At 57.0% G+C, this 18,388-nt stretch carries 10 protein-coding genes, 1 tRNA gene and 2 pseudogenes; 3 read left to right on the plus strand and 10 right to left on the minus strand.

Annotated features, from left to right (window positions below):
- The first annotated feature begins 288 nt into the window (after positions 1–288).
- On the plus strand, positions 289–2,784 hold the full coding sequence (locus QE408_RS06470) for a methyl-accepting chemotaxis protein (RefSeq protein ID WP_306929510.1): 2,496 nt from the start codon (positions 289–291) through the stop codon (positions 2,782–2,784).
- 356 nt (positions 2,785–3,140) lie between these two features.
- Here QE408_RS06470 and QE408_RS06475 read toward each other — a convergent pair.
- Together QE408_RS06475 and QE408_RS06480 are read right to left on the minus strand one after the other, a co-directional pair.
- Positions 3,141–4,078: pseudogene (locus tag QE408_RS06475) on the minus strand (IS110 family transposase).
- Positions 4,079–4,866: 788 nt separating this feature from the next.
- A complete protein-coding gene (locus QE408_RS06480) occupies positions 4,867–5,064 on the minus strand; it encodes a hypothetical protein (RefSeq protein WP_306929512.1) in 198 nt (65 codons plus the stop codon).
- A 704-nt stretch (positions 5,065–5,768) separates the two neighbouring features.
- Between QE408_RS06480 and QE408_RS06485 the strand changes: the two genes are divergently transcribed.
- Positions 5,769–6,546, plus strand: a protein-coding gene (locus QE408_RS06485; RefSeq protein ID WP_306930234.1) for an IS5 family transposase whose coding sequence is annotated in 2 segments (ribosomal slippage) — positions 5,769–6,100 and positions 6,099–6,546 — 780 coding nt in all. Because the reading frame shifts where the segments join, the coding sequence is not laid out codon by codon here.
- A 276-nt stretch (positions 6,547–6,822) separates the two neighbouring features.
- Positions 6,823–7,061: pseudogene (locus tag QE408_RS22960) on the plus strand (helix-turn-helix domain-containing protein); the annotation flags it as partial.
- Between the two features lie 391 nt (positions 7,062–7,452).
- On the opposite strand, the gene QE408_RS06495 reads toward QE408_RS22960, so the two are convergent.
- From QE408_RS06495 to QE408_RS06530, 8 genes are all read right to left on the minus strand, one after another.
- Positions 7,453–7,734, minus strand: a complete 282-nt coding sequence (locus tag QE408_RS06495; RefSeq protein ID WP_306929514.1) for a hypothetical protein — start codon at positions 7,732–7,734, stop codon at positions 7,453–7,455.
- Positions 7,735–8,130: 396 nt separating this feature from the next.
- Positions 8,131–10,734: a DEAD/DEAH box helicase gene (locus QE408_RS06500; RefSeq protein WP_306929515.1), complete on the minus strand. Its 2,604-nt coding sequence runs from the start codon at positions 10,732–10,734 to the stop codon at positions 8,131–8,133.
- Between the two features lie 5 nt (positions 10,735–10,739).
- Positions 10,740–12,524, minus strand: a complete 1,785-nt coding sequence (locus QE408_RS06505; RefSeq protein ID WP_306929517.1) for a site-specific DNA-methyltransferase — start codon at positions 12,522–12,524, stop codon at positions 10,740–10,742.
- 702 nt (positions 12,525–13,226) lie between these two features.
- A complete protein-coding gene (locus tag QE408_RS06510; protein WP_306929519.1) occupies positions 13,227–14,318 on the minus strand; it encodes a hypothetical protein in 1,092 nt (363 codons plus the stop codon).
- Between the two features lie 6 nt (positions 14,319–14,324).
- Positions 14,325–14,606, minus strand: a complete 282-nt coding sequence (locus QE408_RS06515) for a hypothetical protein (RefSeq protein WP_306929520.1) — start codon at positions 14,604–14,606, stop codon at positions 14,325–14,327.
- A gap of 300 nt (positions 14,607–14,906) precedes the next feature.
- Positions 14,907–15,998 carry a hypothetical protein gene (locus tag QE408_RS06520; RefSeq protein WP_306929522.1) on the minus strand — a complete coding sequence of 364 codons (1,092 nt, stop codon included), beginning with the start codon at positions 15,996–15,998 and terminating at the stop codon, positions 14,907–14,909.
- A gap of 289 nt (positions 15,999–16,287) precedes the next feature.
- Complete coding sequence (locus QE408_RS06525) at positions 16,288–17,874, minus strand: hypothetical protein (RefSeq protein ID WP_306929523.1); 1,587 nt, start codon at positions 17,872–17,874, stop codon at positions 16,288–16,290.
- Positions 17,875–18,251: 377 nt separating this feature from the next.
- Positions 18,252–18,341 (minus strand) — tRNA-Ser (locus QE408_RS06530).
- Positions 18,342–18,388 lie beyond the last annotated feature (47 nt).

Here is an 18,388-nt window from a genome sequence, read left to right on the forward strand (position 1 = left end):
GCGTTCCAAGGCAGCCGATCTCTTGGCGAACGGACTGTGTCCCTTGACGAAGGTGGAAGGTGCCTAGACGTGGAAATGTGCTAGACACCAAGTCATGATTTCCGGTGCAGAACTCAGGGACTGGACCTCGCGGCCCGATGGCATCATGCGTGGAGGAGCGGCGACCGCTCGATATAAATGTATTCCAGTTTGGTTTACAAGCATTCGGTATTTAAGATGTTTTTTATCCATTTCCTCTAGGGTCTGCCGATGCTTGGGCGGCTAAGCGCTGTGGGGGAGAGTAAGAGCATGACAATATCCCAAAAGGTGAAGTCCATCGGTTTCAGGACGACGGGTGGTATGGCGTTGCTGCTGATATCTGTCGTGTTGGTCGCCGTTGTGGGTATCCGGGGGATGGGAAGCCTGACGGGTGCTGTATCCCAGACAGTGGATACCTCGAAGGTTTTGATCGGCGCGAACAAGGCAGAAGGCGCGATCATCCAGTATCTTGTCAGCAAGGATCCCAAATGGATTGACGAGGCTGTCGGTGCTCTCGATACGGCGCAATCGAAGCTGAACATGCTTGCTCTTTCCATGAACGAAAAGGCTGAGCTTTCCAGCGGCATCGCCAAGACGGCTGACGCGGTGAAAGCTCTGGCTGCCTCGCAGGATGCTGTTCAGAAGGCCGGTGTGGCTTTGCGCGATGCGGCGGGCAGCATGGTGACGCTCGCCGAGCAGACGGAAAAAACGTCTCAGGATATCGCTAACCAGGCGGAGACCAATTCCAACAATGCGCTGGTGACACTCAACAGCATTCGCATTCTGATTCAGAACGCCAGCACCTTCAGTGAAGGCACCAATGCAGTCGAGCTTGCGCTGGTTCGCGCCTCGGGGCAGGGCGGTCAGATTTCGACCGATCAGCTTAAGGCGCCGATGGCGCGGGCCGAGGCGGGTTTGGCTGAAGTCGTGAAACTCGGTGGGACACCGGACATCCAGCCAATCATCAGCAATCTGGCAGAAACATTCTCGGATATCGAGAGTGCGATTGCCAAAGACAATGGTGCCGCGCTGGTCTCGACGCAGGACTTTGCGCTGTTCTCGAAAATCTCCACCATCACCCAGGCGCTCGACGAAGCGCTGCGCAAATCCGCCGAGACCGAACTTGCCGCCAAAAGCGAGAAGGACAAGGCCCGCTCCAAGGCACGCATCATTTCCGGCACGGCGCGCAATTTCAGCAACGTCTTGAAGGAGACGCTTGCCCAGGTCGAACGTTATCGCGTCCAGCCGTCGCCAGAGTCCGTGGAGGTGATTGCGGCTGGCCTGAAGAAGGCCGAAGCGCTGGGCACCATGCTATCGAAAACCTCCGGGACCGACGTGACGGCCAATCTCGCGCAACTCCGTCAGTCCTTCGACGCGATGAAGACCAATCTAACCACATCCGACCAGCAGGCGTCGCTGGTCGTTTCCACATTGCAAAGCGTCACCGATGGCATCGTGAAGATCGCCGGCGAAATTGCCTCGAGATCGGAGCGTCAGGGCAGCCAGGGCACATCATGGATGTGGGGTGCGGGCCTGTTCAGCCTTGTCTTGGCGATGGCGATCGCGCTCTTCATGGTGCGCTCCGTAGCGCGGCCGATGATGCAAGTGGCGCAGGCCATGGCACGGCTTGCACGGGGAGAGACCGACACCCAGCTGAAGCTTGCCAAGACCGATAATGAAATCGGCGAGATGATCGGCGCGCTGCAGGTGTTCCAGCAAAATGACCGTGCCCGTATCCATGCCGAGGCCGAAGCCAATCGGGAGAGACAGCAGGCCGAGCACATGCAGCGTGAACGCGAGGCTGAACGCATGACGGAAGCGCAGGCGATGGAGCATGCCTTTCGCCAGATATCCACGGGGCTTGATGCGCTTTCCAAGGGTGATCTCACGGCGCGCATCGGCGCAGTCGATCCACGCTACGATCGGATCAGAGACCATTTCAACAGCGCGGTTTCCACCCTTGAGCAGGCAATCGACGCGGTGATTCAAAGCGTCGGCACCATTCAATCGGGTCTGTTTGAAATCTCAAGTGCGTCCAACGATCTTGCCCGCCGCACGGAGCAGCAGGCCGCGTCACTTGAAGAAACGGTTGCAGCCCTCGGTGAAGTGGCGAGTGGCATCAACGGAACAGCTGATGGTGCAAGCCATGCCCAAAAGACCGTATCTCTGGCAAAAACCAATGCGGAAAATGGCGGTGGTGTGGTGGAACGCGCCATCAGTGCGATGAGCGAAATTCAGGGATCTTCCGCAAAAATCGGCAACATCATCGGCGTGATTGACGAAATCGCATTCCAGACGAACCTGTTGGCGCTGAATGCCGGGGTTGAGGCGGCCCGCGCTGGAGAGGCCGGCAAAGGTTTTGCTGTCGTCGCTCAGGAAGTGCGCGAACTGGCGCAGAGATCGGCCGGTGCCGCACGCGAGATCAAGGCTCTGATCTCCACATCGTCAGCCCAGGTCACGACAGGCGTTCAGCTCGTCGACGAAACGGGGATGTCGCTGAAAGATATCTGCGAGCAGGTGGGTGGCATCAGCGCCATCATCGACAGGATTGCCACTGCAGCGCGCGAACAGGCGGTGAGCCTGCGCGAAGTCTCCGCGGCTGGCGATGCCATGGACAAGGTGACCCAGCAGAACGCGGCGATGGTTGAGGAGACGACCGCGGCAGCGCAAACCCTGGTGCATGAGACCGAAAGACTGGCGCAGATGGTGGGGCAATTCGCCACGACACGGTCCGTGAGGGGCGGTATGCATGCCGCGGCAGCTTAAGGCTGCCGCTGGCTGATCTTTTGCGCGCCAATCGGATGACTGACCGCTTTGCAGCGCCGATCAAGCCTTTGTTAGGCCTCGACGGGTTCGCGCAAGGAATCTATGTCGCTTCCGAATTGGAATCTCTTTTTGATATTTTGTCAGCGCCTTACTTGGATCTGCCATTACGCGGGGCTCCTTCGGCGGATCGCGTAAAACTAGTAGATGGGATACGAGGCTTCATAAGAAGTGTTCGACCATGTTAAGGTTCGCTTTAATGTTCTCCTCTTATGGCACCGTTGGCGCAACCGTATTCAGGAGACTTCTTGATATGGAGAGGTAACCGGCGTGAGGTAGGCCTAAAGTATCCGTTTTGATCAATTGGTTTTTGGGGTCCATTTTTGCTGCTTACGCAGGAGTGCGTTTGCGAGGACTACGAGCTTTCGCATGATCGCAGTGATGGCGACTTTGGGTGGCTTTCCAGCTTTTCGCAAAGCGTCGTATTTTGCCTTAAGATCCGGATTGAAGCGGGTAGCGACCAGCGCCGGCATATAGAGCGCCTGCCGGACGATGGCGCGGCCGCCGACGATGAAGGCGCGTCCGGTCCATCGCCCGGATTGCCTGTCGCTCGGCGCAAGGCCTGCAAGCTTGCCAACGGCCTTCTCATCGAGTTCACCCAGTTCTGGCATTTCGATGAGAAGGGTAAAGGCTGTGATCTTTGAAAGACCGGGTATGGAAACCAGGATGTTAAAGCGCGCCGTGAGGCTTTCGTCGATCGCAATCTGGTCGGTGATGGCCTGCTCTACCTGGGCGAGCTGCGCTTCGATCTGCTTCAGGCGGGCAGCATTGTACCGTTTGAGGAGCGGCTGAGTAATGTTCCTGCCCCGGTTCTTCGCAGCCGTTCTGTCCTTCACCAGCGCCAGGCGTGCGGCATGCAACTCCTTGAGTTCAGCAAAAGAAATGGCATCCGGTGACAAGAGACGCGGGTTCAGCAGCATGCCGAATTGCGCCAGCATCTGGGCATCCGCACGATCTGTCTTGGCCAGTTTCCGATCGCCTCGGCAAACCGACGCGCCTGGCGCGGATTGACCTTGGAAACGGGCAGTTTCCGAGTGAGCATGAAGTGTTCGAAAGCCCTGTGATAGCCACCGGTCGGTTCATAGACAAGACGCGCGACAGGCGTGTTGCCGATCCAGCCGAGGATGGCTTCAAAACCCTTGCCATCGTTGCTCACGCGCAGCCTGTCACCATCTGGCAATCGGTACAGATCGATATGGTCTTTCGAGATATCGGCACCAATGGTAAGCTCAGTCATCTTTTCCGTCTCCCATGCTTGTCATCCGAGCTAAAAGCTCAGCTATCCGTTCAGGACGATTGGAAAAGATAGGGGTGATCAAACTTTAGCTCGGCCCGGCATTCAAAATGGTGGCCCGCGTGTCTTCGATCCATCCCCCATCGCCGGCAAGGGCCGCTACCCGAGCCGGCGCTTCTTTTTCTCACATGAAGCAAGGATTGTCATAAGACAAGCGTGTCGCCGCTAACTGGTTCGGGATTCCCGTTCGCGCTGAACTGTGATGCACTATGCCCATGGAAGGACAAGTATCGTGGGTACGCCGCAACGAGTTGAGTTGCGTGAGCGTGTCCTTGCGTTTGTGAATGAGGGGCGCAGCAACCGTGAAGCCGCTCGGTATTTCGGGTTTCGCCTCGGTTCGTCAACAATATGATGATCTTGCATCGGTCATCCGGTTCTCTTAGCCCCGCCAGGCAGGGCCATCCGCTTGGTGGTGTGAAGCTTCTGGCTCATGGTGATTGGGTTCGCGAGCGGATGTCTGCCCATGGCGAAACGACTTTGGAGGAGCGTTGCGCTCGCGCCGCGCGGCATTGACGTTCACCGCGCCACAGTCGGGCGGTTTCTGCATCGGCTCGGGCTGAGCAATAAAAAAAGCCTCAGGGCAAGCGAGCAGCGCAAGCCGGAGATCGCCAATGCGCGTGACCTGTGGATCAGCCGCCGGAAGCGGTTATTTAACAAGGCCCTGTCACGGCTCGTCTTTATCAACGAGACCTCGACAAATACGCGCCTCACAAGACGCACCGGATGGTCTATCAAAGGCAGTCGCTTTGCCGCTTATGCTCCCTCGGGAAGTGGGAGACGCAGACCTTCATCGCCGCACTCGATGCCATGGCCTGACCGCGCCATGTATCGTCGACGCTCCGACGAACAGCCGCACCTTCGAAACCTGGATCGAGACACAACTCGCCCCGACACTGTCGCCCGGCGAAGTCGTCATTCTCGAAACTCAAGGTTCTCCCGCGGAAGCGAGCTGTTCGAAGCTTCGATACAATCACCCAAGCCCTCGGCGACATCATCAGCCTTTTCTCCGTCACAGAGTGCAGAAATTTCTTCAAGGCCGCATGCTATGAGGCCGAATAAATGCGACACGCTTTATAAAGTACTCTTGCTGTCAGTAATTTTCGAGGCACCTTGAGCCCCAATGATGAAAATGCCCTTGCTTTAATCACGCTCCAAACTTTGATTATTCCAATCGGGATATATAACCGCGTGCAGTGGTTATATAGGTCACCTAGTGCTCGCTGTTTTGAGCGAATCGGGACTTAATACATCTTTAGCTTGAGTCAACTTTACGACGCCTTGGATGCCAATGGACCACAATGACAGCGAAACCACGCAGCTAAGTATCCATATTTTGCTTCTGTAGGTCATTTAATTCTCCTAGAATAAGAAGAATTTGGCGAATAAAAGTTGTCACAGACTTAAAACCTTCCTCGCTGTGCATTTGTCGAGCGCATATTTCTAATATATCCTAAAAAAACTATTAATGGGGTCAGTGAATTGTGAAGTGTTATGCTAGAGTTGGTGAGCATCGCCAGCCAGTGGAAATGATCGCTTCTGAGGGCGGGGCGAATGTTCATTGGCTAATAGGCAGTGTCCCCATAAATGGGGTTCATCTTATTGAGGGTGTATGATTCAATTTCCGTGAAAGGAGATTGCCATGCGCCGTCACGAATTGAGCTACGAAGAATGGGCTATCATTGCACCTCTTTTGCCGAACAATAGCCGTGGAATTGAGCGTGTCGACGACCGCCGGGTGATCAACGGCATCCTGTGGCGTTTCAGGACTGGTTCGTGTTGGCGAGATGTGCCGGAGCTTTATGGCCCGCGCACGACGCTTTACAATCGGTTCTGCCGCTGGCGCAAGGCGGGCGTCTGGGATCGTCTTCTGGACGCCGTTTCGAAGCGTTACGATGGAGACATCGTGATGATCGACAGCTCTTGTGTACGCGTTCACCAGCATGGTGCCAACGCTAAAAAGGGGATCTGCCGATCCTTGCATGGGACGTTCACGCGATGGCCCGACAACCAAGATCCACGCCCTTGTCGATGCAGATGGTAGACCGGTTCGGTTGGAACTCACCGCCGGCCAAGCCGCCGACGCACCGGTGGCTGAAAAGCTGTTGAGCGATCTGCGGCCTGGCGCGACGATCCTCGCCGACAAGGCATATGACACCGACGCAATTCGAAACTTCGCCAAGCAAAGCAAATGCTGGGCGACTATCCCTGCAAAGGCCAATCGAAAGCAGACACTCAGCTTCAGCCGCTGGGTCTACCGTCAGCGCAATCTCGTGGAACGGTTCTTCAACCGTATCAAGCAGATGCGAGGCCTCGCGACGCGATATGACCGACGCGCTGATCATTACATGGCCGCCCTCAAGCTTGCCGCGACAAGGATATGGATCGCCTCAACTAATGAGTCCGTGGACTAGGTCTGATAACACATGTGGCAATAATATAAACGGCATATAGCTAACACCAACGTGGAGCTGAATATAATAATTCTAGTTATAATGATGCTTAGAATTAAGGGTTCCTAATAGACTTTAGGTTCTTCTCGTCTACTGTTGCTTAAGGCTCTCAAACGTCGCCTTTGCCGCTGTAACAATGGTTGTCCTATTTCCTGAACTAGGATCTCCAACCTGAGAGATAAGTGACGTTTTGTACCGGATGCATGGGTAACACTTTTCGCTTTGCGGGAGGTGTTGATGCCGTGGAGAGAGACTTCGGTTATGGAGGAACGTCTGTGCTTTGTCGCCCGATTACTGGAGGGCGAAGGAATGAGCCATGTGTGTCGGCACTTCGGCATATCACGCAAGACCGGCTTCAAGATATTAAATCGCTACAACGACGACGGGCTAGAAGCTCTGACGGACAGGTCACGGCGTCCGTTGCGCTCTCCAACCAACGTCCCTATCCTGTTGAGGTAATGATCGTGCGCCTCAGATAAGAGACGCTTCATTGGACATGCTCCAGGATATATCAAGCTGGAAAAGAGAACGCTGCAAACCATCGACAATCCGTTCGGCACGGATTGTCACCTATGTTTTAGGTACAAACTGTTACCTATGTCTTCGGTTCGGACATAGAGCGTTATGGCGGAGAGGGTGGGACAATCCGCCAGATTGCCGCGCGATACCCGCATTTCCAAGATGTTCGATAAAGGCCCGACTACGCTACGGAAATTGCGATACCCGGTGGTGTACCCCGCGCGATACCCCGTTGCAAGGACCTTGATCGGATGAGGGATTTCGATGCGGATATGCTTGCCAGTATGATGCGCTACAGAGGGCCTTCAGCTTGCTCACAACGGTGCTCGCATGAGCCACAATCAAATTCTAAAACCTCGGCTTCAGTGCTGGCGCAGGCGCCCCCGCGTCGTCCGTCACGGCAGGAGGCGTTGCCGCGCTCGTCTGACGCTCAAGCTCCCACCGCAGGGCCGCAATCGCCGCCCGCTCCCGGATCTCCTCCTCGCAACGGTCATGACCGACGATGCGTAGTGCGATCCAGTCCTGTATCTTGATCATCTCCCGCAGCCACTCCAAAGCCTCCGGTGGAACGCGCTCTTCGATCAAGATCCGTGCGCGGTCTTTCGCGGATCGACGATTCAGATCCTTCACCAGACGATTCCAGGAGGGGCGGGGTCGTGGCCGATCAACGGAGTACGAGATCGGCTCAAGTCCGCGTTCTCGGGCCCATGCGTCAGCGCCAAGCTCATAGTCGGAGGGAGGAATCCGGCGGTCCCGGCGGAAATTATTTCCGCGTTCAAGCAACACGGAAGCCGGACTTTCCGGAATCAGGGCCAGCATACCCGACAACAGGGCGAGTAGATGTAGCACGGTTCTCGAAGCAGGATCGCGGCGGTGCCGTCTGGCAACGTTGCGGCGAATCCAATCCGCGCAGGTTCTCCGTCGCTTACTCTGTTTGACTTCCCTGTCCATACGTGACCTCCCCAATCCTTCAGGAAAGGATGAGGCAGCAGAAGGACCGGCGCAAATCCGGCGCGACTATGCGACCTAGCTGCCCTTGAGATATTCCGGCAGCTTCTCCTTCCTTTCGCTCATGAGGATCAGAGTACACTCAACCGTCGCGCCGTCATTCTGGACAAGCTGAAGCTGCCCTGCGGGAACAGTCGCGTCCCATGCGAAGTTCTCCGATAAAAGCCTGAGAAGCTCGCGCTTGTAGGCAGTGTCGAGGTTGTTGTCCAACTGATCGCCCTTCGTCTCCAGCACGGTGATGCGGGCACCACCGTTGTCGCGATTGGCGGCGAAGACAAAGTCCGGATAGACCTTGCCACGCTTCCAGCCTTGCAGGCCGTACTGAGTGCGGGCGACGTTGCGGTGCCACCACTTCAGCGCCTTGTCTTCGTCCAGGTAAACGGCAACTTGTTGTTCGTCACCGTTCAGTTCGTTGGCGAACACTGGAGAGAACAGGCTCTTCTCCAGAGGGCTGCCGTCACTGCGGGGAAGGTGTTGCATGCTCGCAGGCTCAGGAATGTCGAATTCAAAAGGCATGCGCCAGTTCTTGCTGTCGAGACGAAGTCGGAACTGAATCCTTCCAGTCCTGACCATCTCCCGGAACAAGCCTTCCGCGAGTCCTGTGCGCGCGGCGTCGAGCTTTCGGCGCATCTCTTCAACGATCAGCCCGGCCAGTTCGCCGATCCTCTCAGCGGTGAAGCCACGCTCATGAAGCGCGTCGAGAAGCTTGCCGACGATGGATCGTGCGACGAAAGGATTGGGCACGAGATCGGAAACCATTCGAACGGCATAGGCTGGATCGAAGATCAAGCTTTCGGCAGCCGCCGCAACACGTTCAGCCTTGAAATGCTCGCTGGTATTGGTGAGGCTGATACGCTGTATCTGGCCTTCCGGGCGATGCGCATTGTCGGGAATCCCTGCTGCAATAGATTTGGGATCGAAGCCACGCCAGTCCAGGCTGGCGAGAATGTCCGTCTCGTAATCGAGCGGACGGACATGCTCACCATCCACATGCAGCACCAGCGGCAGATAAATGTCCGTGGATGCGAATTCCTTGCGGCGTTGAATGGTACGGCTTGCCTTTGCGGTCGTCGTAGCGTCGGTTTGAACCACCCGCAAAACCAGATCGCCGAGGCCATCGCCTTCCAGTGCCTTCTTGATTGCATTCACGACGTCGCCCGTCCCTGCGTGATGGGTCACGACGAAGCACTCGTCCAGTTCGGCAATCTCGGTTTTCATCGCAGCCGGCTGGCGCAGAATGCGCCCCACTAGCTGCGTCATGGCATTCAGGTTGGAACTCGCCGCCAGTGAGCAGAGAACATAGGCAAAGGGGCAGTCCCAGCCTTCCTGAAGGGCCGACTTGGTGATGATGGCGCGCACCCGGTTGGTGGGTGCCAGTAGGTCGAGATTCTCCGGCTGATTGAGGTCGTTCGTCTCCGCCGTCTTGATGGCGATTTCGGCTTCGTCGAATCCTGCCGTCAGCAGCCATTCCTTCACATCATCGGAGTGGATGAATTCGGCGTTGCGCTGATCTTTGCCCGTGCGCTCGACCTGCACCAACATGATGGGACGAATGTACCGTCCGGTGTCGGCCCGCAACTGCGCCGCCTTCGCGTCGAGTAGGTTGAGCTGCTTCAGGGATTCGTTCAGCGTGCTCTTCCAGTCCGTGCCCTGCTTGGCAATCAGATTGAGAGGCATCTTGATCATGCCTTCCCGATCAAGCTCCACGCCTGTCACCTCCACCAGCACATTCGAATAGCGGCCCTCTCTGGGGTCATTCCCGCCACGCGGCTGCACGTCGTGCGGTGTCGCCGTCAGTTCCAGAACGAAGCGCGGGTTGAATCCATAGAGAGTTTTGAAGGCAAGGTCGGAAACCGCCTTGTGTCCTTCATCCAGAACGACGACCGGGCGGATGATGCGAAGAGCATTGCCCAGCGAATCCTTCACCATTGGAAACAGATCATCATAGCAATCAAGGTTGCCAACCGCCTTGATTAGTTCGGCATGCGCCTTCTGGTCGCCCTCCGGAGGCGTGAATCCCGCAACGTCTCCTCGGTCCCGGAACATCTTCAGCGTATCCTTCGTCTCGCGGTTCGCGGACTGAAGCATCAACAGCATCACGCAAAGCTGGCCTTCGACATCGCGGGCGTCGAGCCGATCGGACTTCTCCATGATCTTCACCCGCCCCGCAGCGGCGCGGTCGAGAACCTGACGATAGGGGTCCTGCCGGTCCTTCAGCCGCTTCAGGGTCTGGCTGTAGATCGCCTCGTTCGGCACGATCCACAGCACGAACCCTGTATTGCGGTTCAGGAACCGCCCGAAGATCCGGGAAAGTGCATTGGCCGCCAGGAAGGTCTTGCCGCCGCCCGTGGGAATCTTGAAGACGACGTTCGGCACAGTTCGGCCAATGCCATCGACGCGAGGAGAGAAAGGAATGGAGGAGCGCGAGGCAGGCAGCTTGCCATCAGCCTTCAGTCTTTGCCACGCGGCGCCTGCAAAGTCCGGCGCGGCCATCTTCAGGTGAGGCTTGGCGGCCAGAAGCTCGGCCACCTCATCCGCGCTGGCCTTCTCCTGCCCCAGAATGTCGAGATAGGCGTCCAGCGTCTCCAGAACACGCTTTTGATAATCCAGTTCGCGAAGCATTGCCCTCAGCTCCGTTCAATGCGGTAGAGGGCGAAGGGCAAGGGCACAAACTCCACCGGAAGGTTCTCTTCCGCCAACAGCTTTTGGGAGACATACCGGGCGGGTGCGAATACGAGGTGTCTGTCTCCCGGATGCGCAGCCACGAACTCGCGAGCCTTGGAAAGCGTCAGCGCCGCCTCCGGGGATTTCAGCCATTCGAGATCCGGCCTGTAGATCAGCCAGACATGCTGGCCGCTGCTGGTGCCGAGATAGCCCTTCTCGAAGTCCGCCGACGCCGGATTGAAGGCGTGATTGGTGGCGGTATGGAACAGCACCGCACCCAGTGCAGCGAAGTCCGGAAGGGTTTCCCCAGTCAGGATTTTGTCCAGCTCAACCGCCGGACCCAAGGTGCAATAGGTGAACTCACCGCCGAGTCCTTCGGCGCGTTCGGCAAATGCCTTCTCGCCCGTCACGACCAGTTCCGAATCCTTGATTTCCTTCTTGATCCGGTCGAACTCGTGTCCATGCAGGTTCTCAATGGCCTGCACCTTGTCCGTCAGCGCGTTCGGCTTCTCCAGCGTCCGCCAGTTGATCCGCTCCCGGAGAAGCTCCGTCTTCTGCGTTCCCTTGAACGCGTATCCGTTAATGACCCGGCGCACGCGCTCTGCTGTCAGCGTGTCCGAATAGTCTTCCATTTCCACAAGTATGAAGCGCCGAGAGCCCCCATCGAGCTTATTAGCCTTCAAAACCGCATGCGCAGTTGTACCAGACCCAGCGAAGCTATCGAGTACCGTCGCATCCGTGCTCACTGCTAAATCAAGGATGGCTTCAAGAAGCTTGCTTGGCTTCGGTGTTGGGAATGGGCTGTCTCCTCCGAATATCGATTGAAGTTCATATTTTGCATTTCGGTTGTGGCCGAATTTATCCAATCTTATCCAAAGGTCAGATGGAGGCAAACCCTTCATGTCACGGAGATATGTTCGCCGAATTATTCTGGTTTCGTCAGCAGAAAATCGTATTTCTCCGCTCTTAAGCTTTTCCAATAGAGTTGGCTTCTCCCATCTCCAGCCATTCTTCGGATGATTTATTTCTCCCCCGTTCGGCGTTTCGATTTTATATTTTAGATTCTCACGCGGGTTTGGAGAGTCTACTGGATTTCCGTCGAAGTATGGCCCTTTAGGATCATCATCGGGATTCTTGAAGTGTTTCCTTTTTTCCGCATCGTCTAAGTGGAACGGCCGCCAAGCATCTGACTTTCCGTATACAAGTATATGATTTTTATCGACCGAGAAATTTTTGGCGTCGTTGTTAGAATTGTCAGAAGATTGCCAAACGATGTGGGCGGAATATGATTCACTTCCGAAAACTTCATCAAGCAGCAATTTGGCACGATGAACTTCGTTGTCATCCAGTGTCATCCAGAAGCTGCCAGTCTCTGCAAGAAGTTCGTGGAGCAGTCTAAGCCTTGGCCACATCATGGCGCACCACTTGTCATGGCGTAGGCCATCTTCGATCCCGATCGGATTTGCCGCAAGCCACTCCTTGATCATCGGCGAATTGACGTTGTCATTGTAGGCCCAGCCTTCATTGCCTGTGTTGTAGGGAGGGTCGATGAAGATGCAGTCCATCTTGCCGGCATAGATTGGCAACAGCGCCTTCAGGGCTTGCAGGTTGTCACCCTGGATAATCAGATTGCCATCCAGCCGGGGCGCACCAATTCCCTTTTCAGCATGCATTTCCAGTGGGCGGAATGGAACCGAGAGGTGATGATTGTAGACGAATTCCTTGCCCTTGAAATTCAGCTCAGTCATCGTGGCCCCCAACATATTCGCGTATCAAATCAGGCCCCACTTAGAATCCCTACCGCCTCAAAAAGCAAGGGAGAAGGGTGAGCCAGTCCACTATCGTGTTCGGGGAGGAGGTACGGAATGCGACGTCGGGGGCAGTCAGTCCCGCGTCCCGCCGGGTGGCGCTTTGCTGACGCTCCTGTGGCTGCCGCCGAGAACCGACCACCGCATGCGCGAATGCCCGCGGTCCCGCAAAGGTGGCGCGATGCTGACCGCTCCGATATGCTCATCATGCTTGGGCCCCGGAACGAGTCCGACGTGAGGTCGAACGTTCGTTACGGGAAGAGATGAATCCTTGTCGTGAGAACAGCCGACAGGCCGGGGCGGCGGCAAGACCGGATTCATCGCGTTTCGGATGGGTTCGGATACAGAAGCACCTACTAAACGCGCTGTACGGGCCTGAATCCGCCCTTCATTTTGTGGACACAGACCGTTTTCGACCAAAATCACGGTCTTGGGCTCGGTCGCCCGGAAAGAGACGGCTGCGACTCCGGGGGCCTTAGTTTCGCTAGTTCCCGCCAAGCGGCGTCGCGTTGGATGCCGACTTCGGCAAGGCTATACTCGATGTTTCGGCGTTTCTCTTCCGCCGCTTTTCGTGCCGCGTCGGCGGCACTGGCACGGTCGGCTGCCGCCGCTGCCTGTTCTCGGAGCCGGGACATCTCGGCATCAACCGACTGCCGAATTAGGTCTCTGATTTTCGATGCCCGGAAACCGTCCCAGAGGGTCCGCAGCAAGCCGGGTAGCTGTTGAATCCTTGTCGCAGCTCTCTGAACCCCGTTCGGCTTCCGCCCGGACACGCGCCATCATGCTCCTTGCGCGCCGTTGTTCGGCAACGGCCCGATCTTGCGCGGCCAGTGCGGCGGCGGTTGCCTCCTTCGCGGCTTCCATCTGGCGCATGGATTCGGCCTTTGCGGCGTCCGCTTCGGCTCGAAGTTTCCCGGCATTGGCTACGGCGGTTGCCGTCAGGATCTCAGTTTCAGTCTTCGAGCGGGCGACGAAAGATTCGACCTTCCTTTGGATAGCGTCTGCACGATCGAGAGTGGCGCGCAGCGCGTTCGCCTGTGTCCTCTCGGCCTGCCATTCGGCACGTGTAAGGCGACGTCGCGCGGGGCCAAGACGGGTCAGGCCGCACTGGACCGCGACGGTCTCGAAATATGAATCCTGCCAGGCGCGCATCGCGGCACGGTAGGCAGCGTCACCACGGCGGTTCAGCGTTTTTGAATCCTCATCTGCACCGGGACCTGCTTGCATGACCGCAGTCTTGGCAGCTTGCCCCGGATGAAGCGCCGCTGCCTTCAGGTCCTGCGATGGCGGCAAGATGTAGGCGTGAAGGTGCCAGTAGGCCTCATCCTCATGCCGGACAACGGAGACGAGAGCATCGCCATACAATTCCCTAAGCCAGGCTACCGTCAGTTCCTCCCAACGATCGACTTCGGCCCGCTTCCGAGGATCGGCATGGACTTCATCTACGGTATGCGGATGGCTGGCGACGACCGTCAGCAGGGTGTGCTGATCAACGCGAATCTTACGCGGCTTTCCGCCCTTCGGTGTGGTGCGCGCTGCGTCGGCAGCCGCATCGTGCAAGGACTCGACCTGTTCCGGGTTCACCCCGTACACGACGATCGGCACTCCCGGAACAGGGACATGGATCGACGCCGCCGGATCGCGCCGCGCTTCGGCCAAAACGAATCCTGTCGAACGCCCCTTGGTGTCCGGCTTCCTTGCGTAGGATTCAAGATGGACGAATTGAAAGGACATGCGCCGTCACCTGTTCAGGAAGGCGATGGCCTGAGCATTGCTTTCCTCATCACGATCGAAGCCGATGTCCCGGCGATGTCGAACAACCCACTGCTCTACATTCGGATCGGCCCAGCCGCCTAGATGATATGCGGCGCAGTCAAGACAAAGCCAGCGGCTATCAGAGGTTTGAACGTCCGGCACGGCCTCGCAATGAGGGAGAATGCTCATGACTGTCCCATCGCCGAACCTGATGACGGCTTGTCCTTCGCATTCCATTCGAACCATCGGCCGCTCATATTTCTGCATCACGATCCTCCCAAATGATGTTCATGGAAGAATCATGTCTGCCGGCGGAGCAAGGAACAAGAAGATTTAGTGATCGACTAAAGCTTTTCCTTCCCAACCCCCTTGAGGGTTTCCGGTCAAAGCATCGGCTCTTCGAGGAGGCCTTCAGCCGGAGCATGCCGTGGGATCGGCAATAGCCATCGCCACATCGGCGACGAGCACGGGCCACATCGGTAGGCACACGGTGGCAGGCCACCGACCACATCCAGCGGCGTGGACTTGCGTTTGTAGTCCACTTCCGCGTCATCTACATGTTTTCTTTTACTTATCTCCGATGTTCGCTGTTGCCCGCTCGAAGGCAGTCTTCATCGTCACGACCAGTTCATCCTTCGCCGCTTCCGGGACGATGAAGCTGTCATGGACTGGCAGCACGACGATCCCCTTCTTCACGGACATGTCCGCCAGCACGAAGCGGCACATATCGGAATCCACGTTCTGCAACCGCAATCCTATGCCGCTGTGGAAATAGCGCGCGACCTTTGGATGCCGGGTCTTCATGTCGTGGATCAAGTCGCGGGCGGAGATCTCGCAGCCGTCGAGATATGGGAGCAATGCACCATGTGCCTCATGATAGCCGGACGCGTTCAGGAGGACATTGAACGCGATCTTGCACACCTTCCTGTCCCATCCAGGAAGGGTGTAGGCGTCACCATCCAAATGCTGTCCGGCGAGCGCATATAGCAGCCTCGGGTGAAGCTGTTCGTAATCGACTTCCGTCGTGCGCTGGCCGTCGAGAACGAAGTGCTGCCGGTCCTTCGACTTCACCGACTGCCACCAGCCTCCATAGAAGCGCCCTCCGAGGGTCCAGCCGCCATTAAACACGCGGTACAGGGACAGCATGTCCGGATACACCGAATGCTCCCCGAACCGGATCACGTCGCCATCGAAATGGGCATTCGGTGCATTCAGCGAGATCTCCGTATCTGCAATCAGACGGTTGACCTTCTCCACCAGCTTCCGCTCCCGGTGCGTCCGCTCAGTGTCGCAGTAGGAGACGAGGGAACCTGCCGAATCCTTCAGCCGGATCAGCTCGCCCGGCTTCCGCCGAAGACTCGACGTGCTGGTACCCGCAAGCCAGGCTGCGGGCCGATAGCTCGATTGAATCCCGGTCGCCCGTCCCGCTGGCTGAAGATCATGATCAACAAGGATTCCGGCGTGCAGGAGAGCATCCACGGCAGGCACGACGGTGTCATAAGTGAATTCGCGGCCCCGGTATCGGCTGCTCTCCGTCCACCACCCTTTGCGACGTGAGTAGGAGATGCGGCGGAGCGGTTCACGACGGGCTGACATGATGGCATCGGCGACGATGGCGGCCTGGACATGCGCGGCCTTCACCGACCGTGCGTCAGGCATGGGAACGTGCTGTCGGATTTCATCGGCATCGATCGACCAATCCAGACAGAGCAACCTGTCACGATCTCCCGGCCAAATTTGTTGACGTTGTAGGGTGTGAAGTTCTGATGTCCGGGCTGGCTTATCTACCAGCCCCGGCTCACGGACCCGTTCTGTGGGTCTTTACAATTTCAGCGCCGACGTTCAACATTTTCGAACACACCATAAAAGACCGCCGGAGGGTTCCAGCCCAATGATGGCGGTCTTTTTAATGGTCAATCGTCGGCGAGCATAGGTCAAGCGACCCGAGCTACATCTTCTGGGGCTTCGGCCCAGACAACCGCTTCTTCCGGGCGATCCTATCGAAATCCAGCCCCCGGAAGACAGAAAAATCGATCCCCGGATCAAGAGGAAGCGCAGCAATCTCGCGCGCCTGACGCTCACCCAGATTCATGAATCCGTAGTTGTCGTGTTCGTCACTCCCGACCTGATGACCCGACTGCATGCGTCTGGCGCGGCCTTCTATCTTGGCATTCCGCATATCGTCGATGTTGCCACCACGCAATGAATGGAAGACCTCTCTGCCGCCAGATTCTCCATCCTCACCTTTCCTGTTCTTCTGCTTGATTCCGGCGCGTTCAAACAAGCGGTTCATGTAAGACGACGCGCTTTTGCTTGGATCAGCAAGCCTCATCAAATTAGGGAATAGGAAACGTCCTTTTTGCCGAACCGCCCATTCGATAAATCCGATCTCGCTCAGGAACTCGTGCAGTACAAAGTAGGTTGTGCTAGCGTCCGTTTTGTGTGGGGTCGATACCCAAACACCGTCGATTTTCTTGACGCTGGCGAGCTGCGCTACCCATACACCCGAGAACTTCTCGCGAAAATCGTTGCCAGTCAGATGAATGAGCAAACCGATACGTCTGCCCGTCAGATGACCGAGCAGCGGCAACATCACGTCTTCCATCAAGCCGGAGGCCACACCAGCACGAAAAACCTGACTGATCTTCTCAGTCGCCAACGGTTCAGATTTAACCGCTACCGCGGCGGTCGAAGGGTAAACGAGTTTCGTTCCCGCAAAGGGGTCAGGATATTCTCCCTCGGTCATCAAAGAACGGATGGCAGCCTTGACGACGGCAAGATAGCCTTCCTGAAGCGATTTGAGGGTCAGCGGTTGCAGGTGAAGATCACGGTTCCCTTCGATGATCTGCATGGCCGACATGGAGGGATCACGCAGATTATTGTCTCCCGGCCAGAACTGCATTAGTTCGATAAATGCTTGGAGATCCGTGGGATTATACGTATCGACAGGATGGTCCCCGATTAATTCGATGAAGACGTCGAGCCTGGCGCGGGCCGTCTTGATGTCCTTGGCACCTTTCGGGCCACTCTTGAGCCTTCTTTTCTCAAGGTACTCTTCCATGATTTCGCCAAGGCGCGGCAGGCTTGAAGGTTTGCGCGCCACGGTCCTGCGATCAAGCTTGAAAGCGGGGATCAACTTGCCGCTCTTGTCGCGTGTCATCTGCGGCGGCCTCTCGATCACGGGCGGAAGTGAAACGGCAGCAGGGTCATGAACGACAGCGGCGGGGGCAACAGATGAGCGGGCGGTCTGGCCTAGCTTGTTAAGGGCTGTCTGTTCCAGAAGTTCGGCATTGCTGACAATAAGCTCATTGTATGGCTCGCCGTCCTCCTGCTTCCGAAGCTCCCGATGCAAGCCGACCAGATCGCGTATTCCGGCAGTCTTCTGCTGCTCCTCCGGTGTGAACGGCGGATCGGGCTGATTGATGATCCGCAGATAGGCTTTCAGTTCACCGCGCATCTCGATAAGAGCTTCGGCGGAAGCCTCCGGAGTCATCTCCGGGTCGGTATCCGTTGCGCCCTTGCCGCGTTCGCTCATATGTCGCATCCTCATCGTGTGGAACAACAGTCTTGCTCGTGCGGCCAACAGATCGGCAAACAGTCTTGCCCGCCGATGGGAGCACGCACCAAGACTCAGTCGAATGGGAGGAGGAGTACGTCCACCTCCCAAGTCCTTCGGCATTTTTATCTGAAAGATGTAAACGGACCCTGATCGGACAAGATAGGGTCCCGGCCCTCGCGCCTTTCCCGACGTTGAGATTTCAGTGCCCACATTCGATGGCTCCAGCGATACCCCAAGGTGTACCCCGCGCGATACCCGCATGTTTTCTGCTCCCGGTAAGGCCGCAGGCAACCGGAGACTTTATGTGAAAATCCAAGGATTTGCGGGGCAAGCGGCGGGGAGTGAAATCCAAATGGCGGAGAGGGTGGGATTCGAACCCACTATACCCTTGCAGGTATGCCGCATTTCGAGTGCGGTGCATTCGACCACTCTGCCACCTCTCCGGCGCGCTGTGGTAAGCGGGCCGTTCATAGCCACAGCCATGGCCTTG

The sequence above is a fragment of the Agrobacterium larrymoorei genome (assembly GCF_030819275.1).
In the GTDB taxonomy this organism is placed as follows: domain Bacteria; phylum Pseudomonadota; class Alphaproteobacteria; order Rhizobiales; family Rhizobiaceae; genus Agrobacterium; species Agrobacterium larrymoorei_B.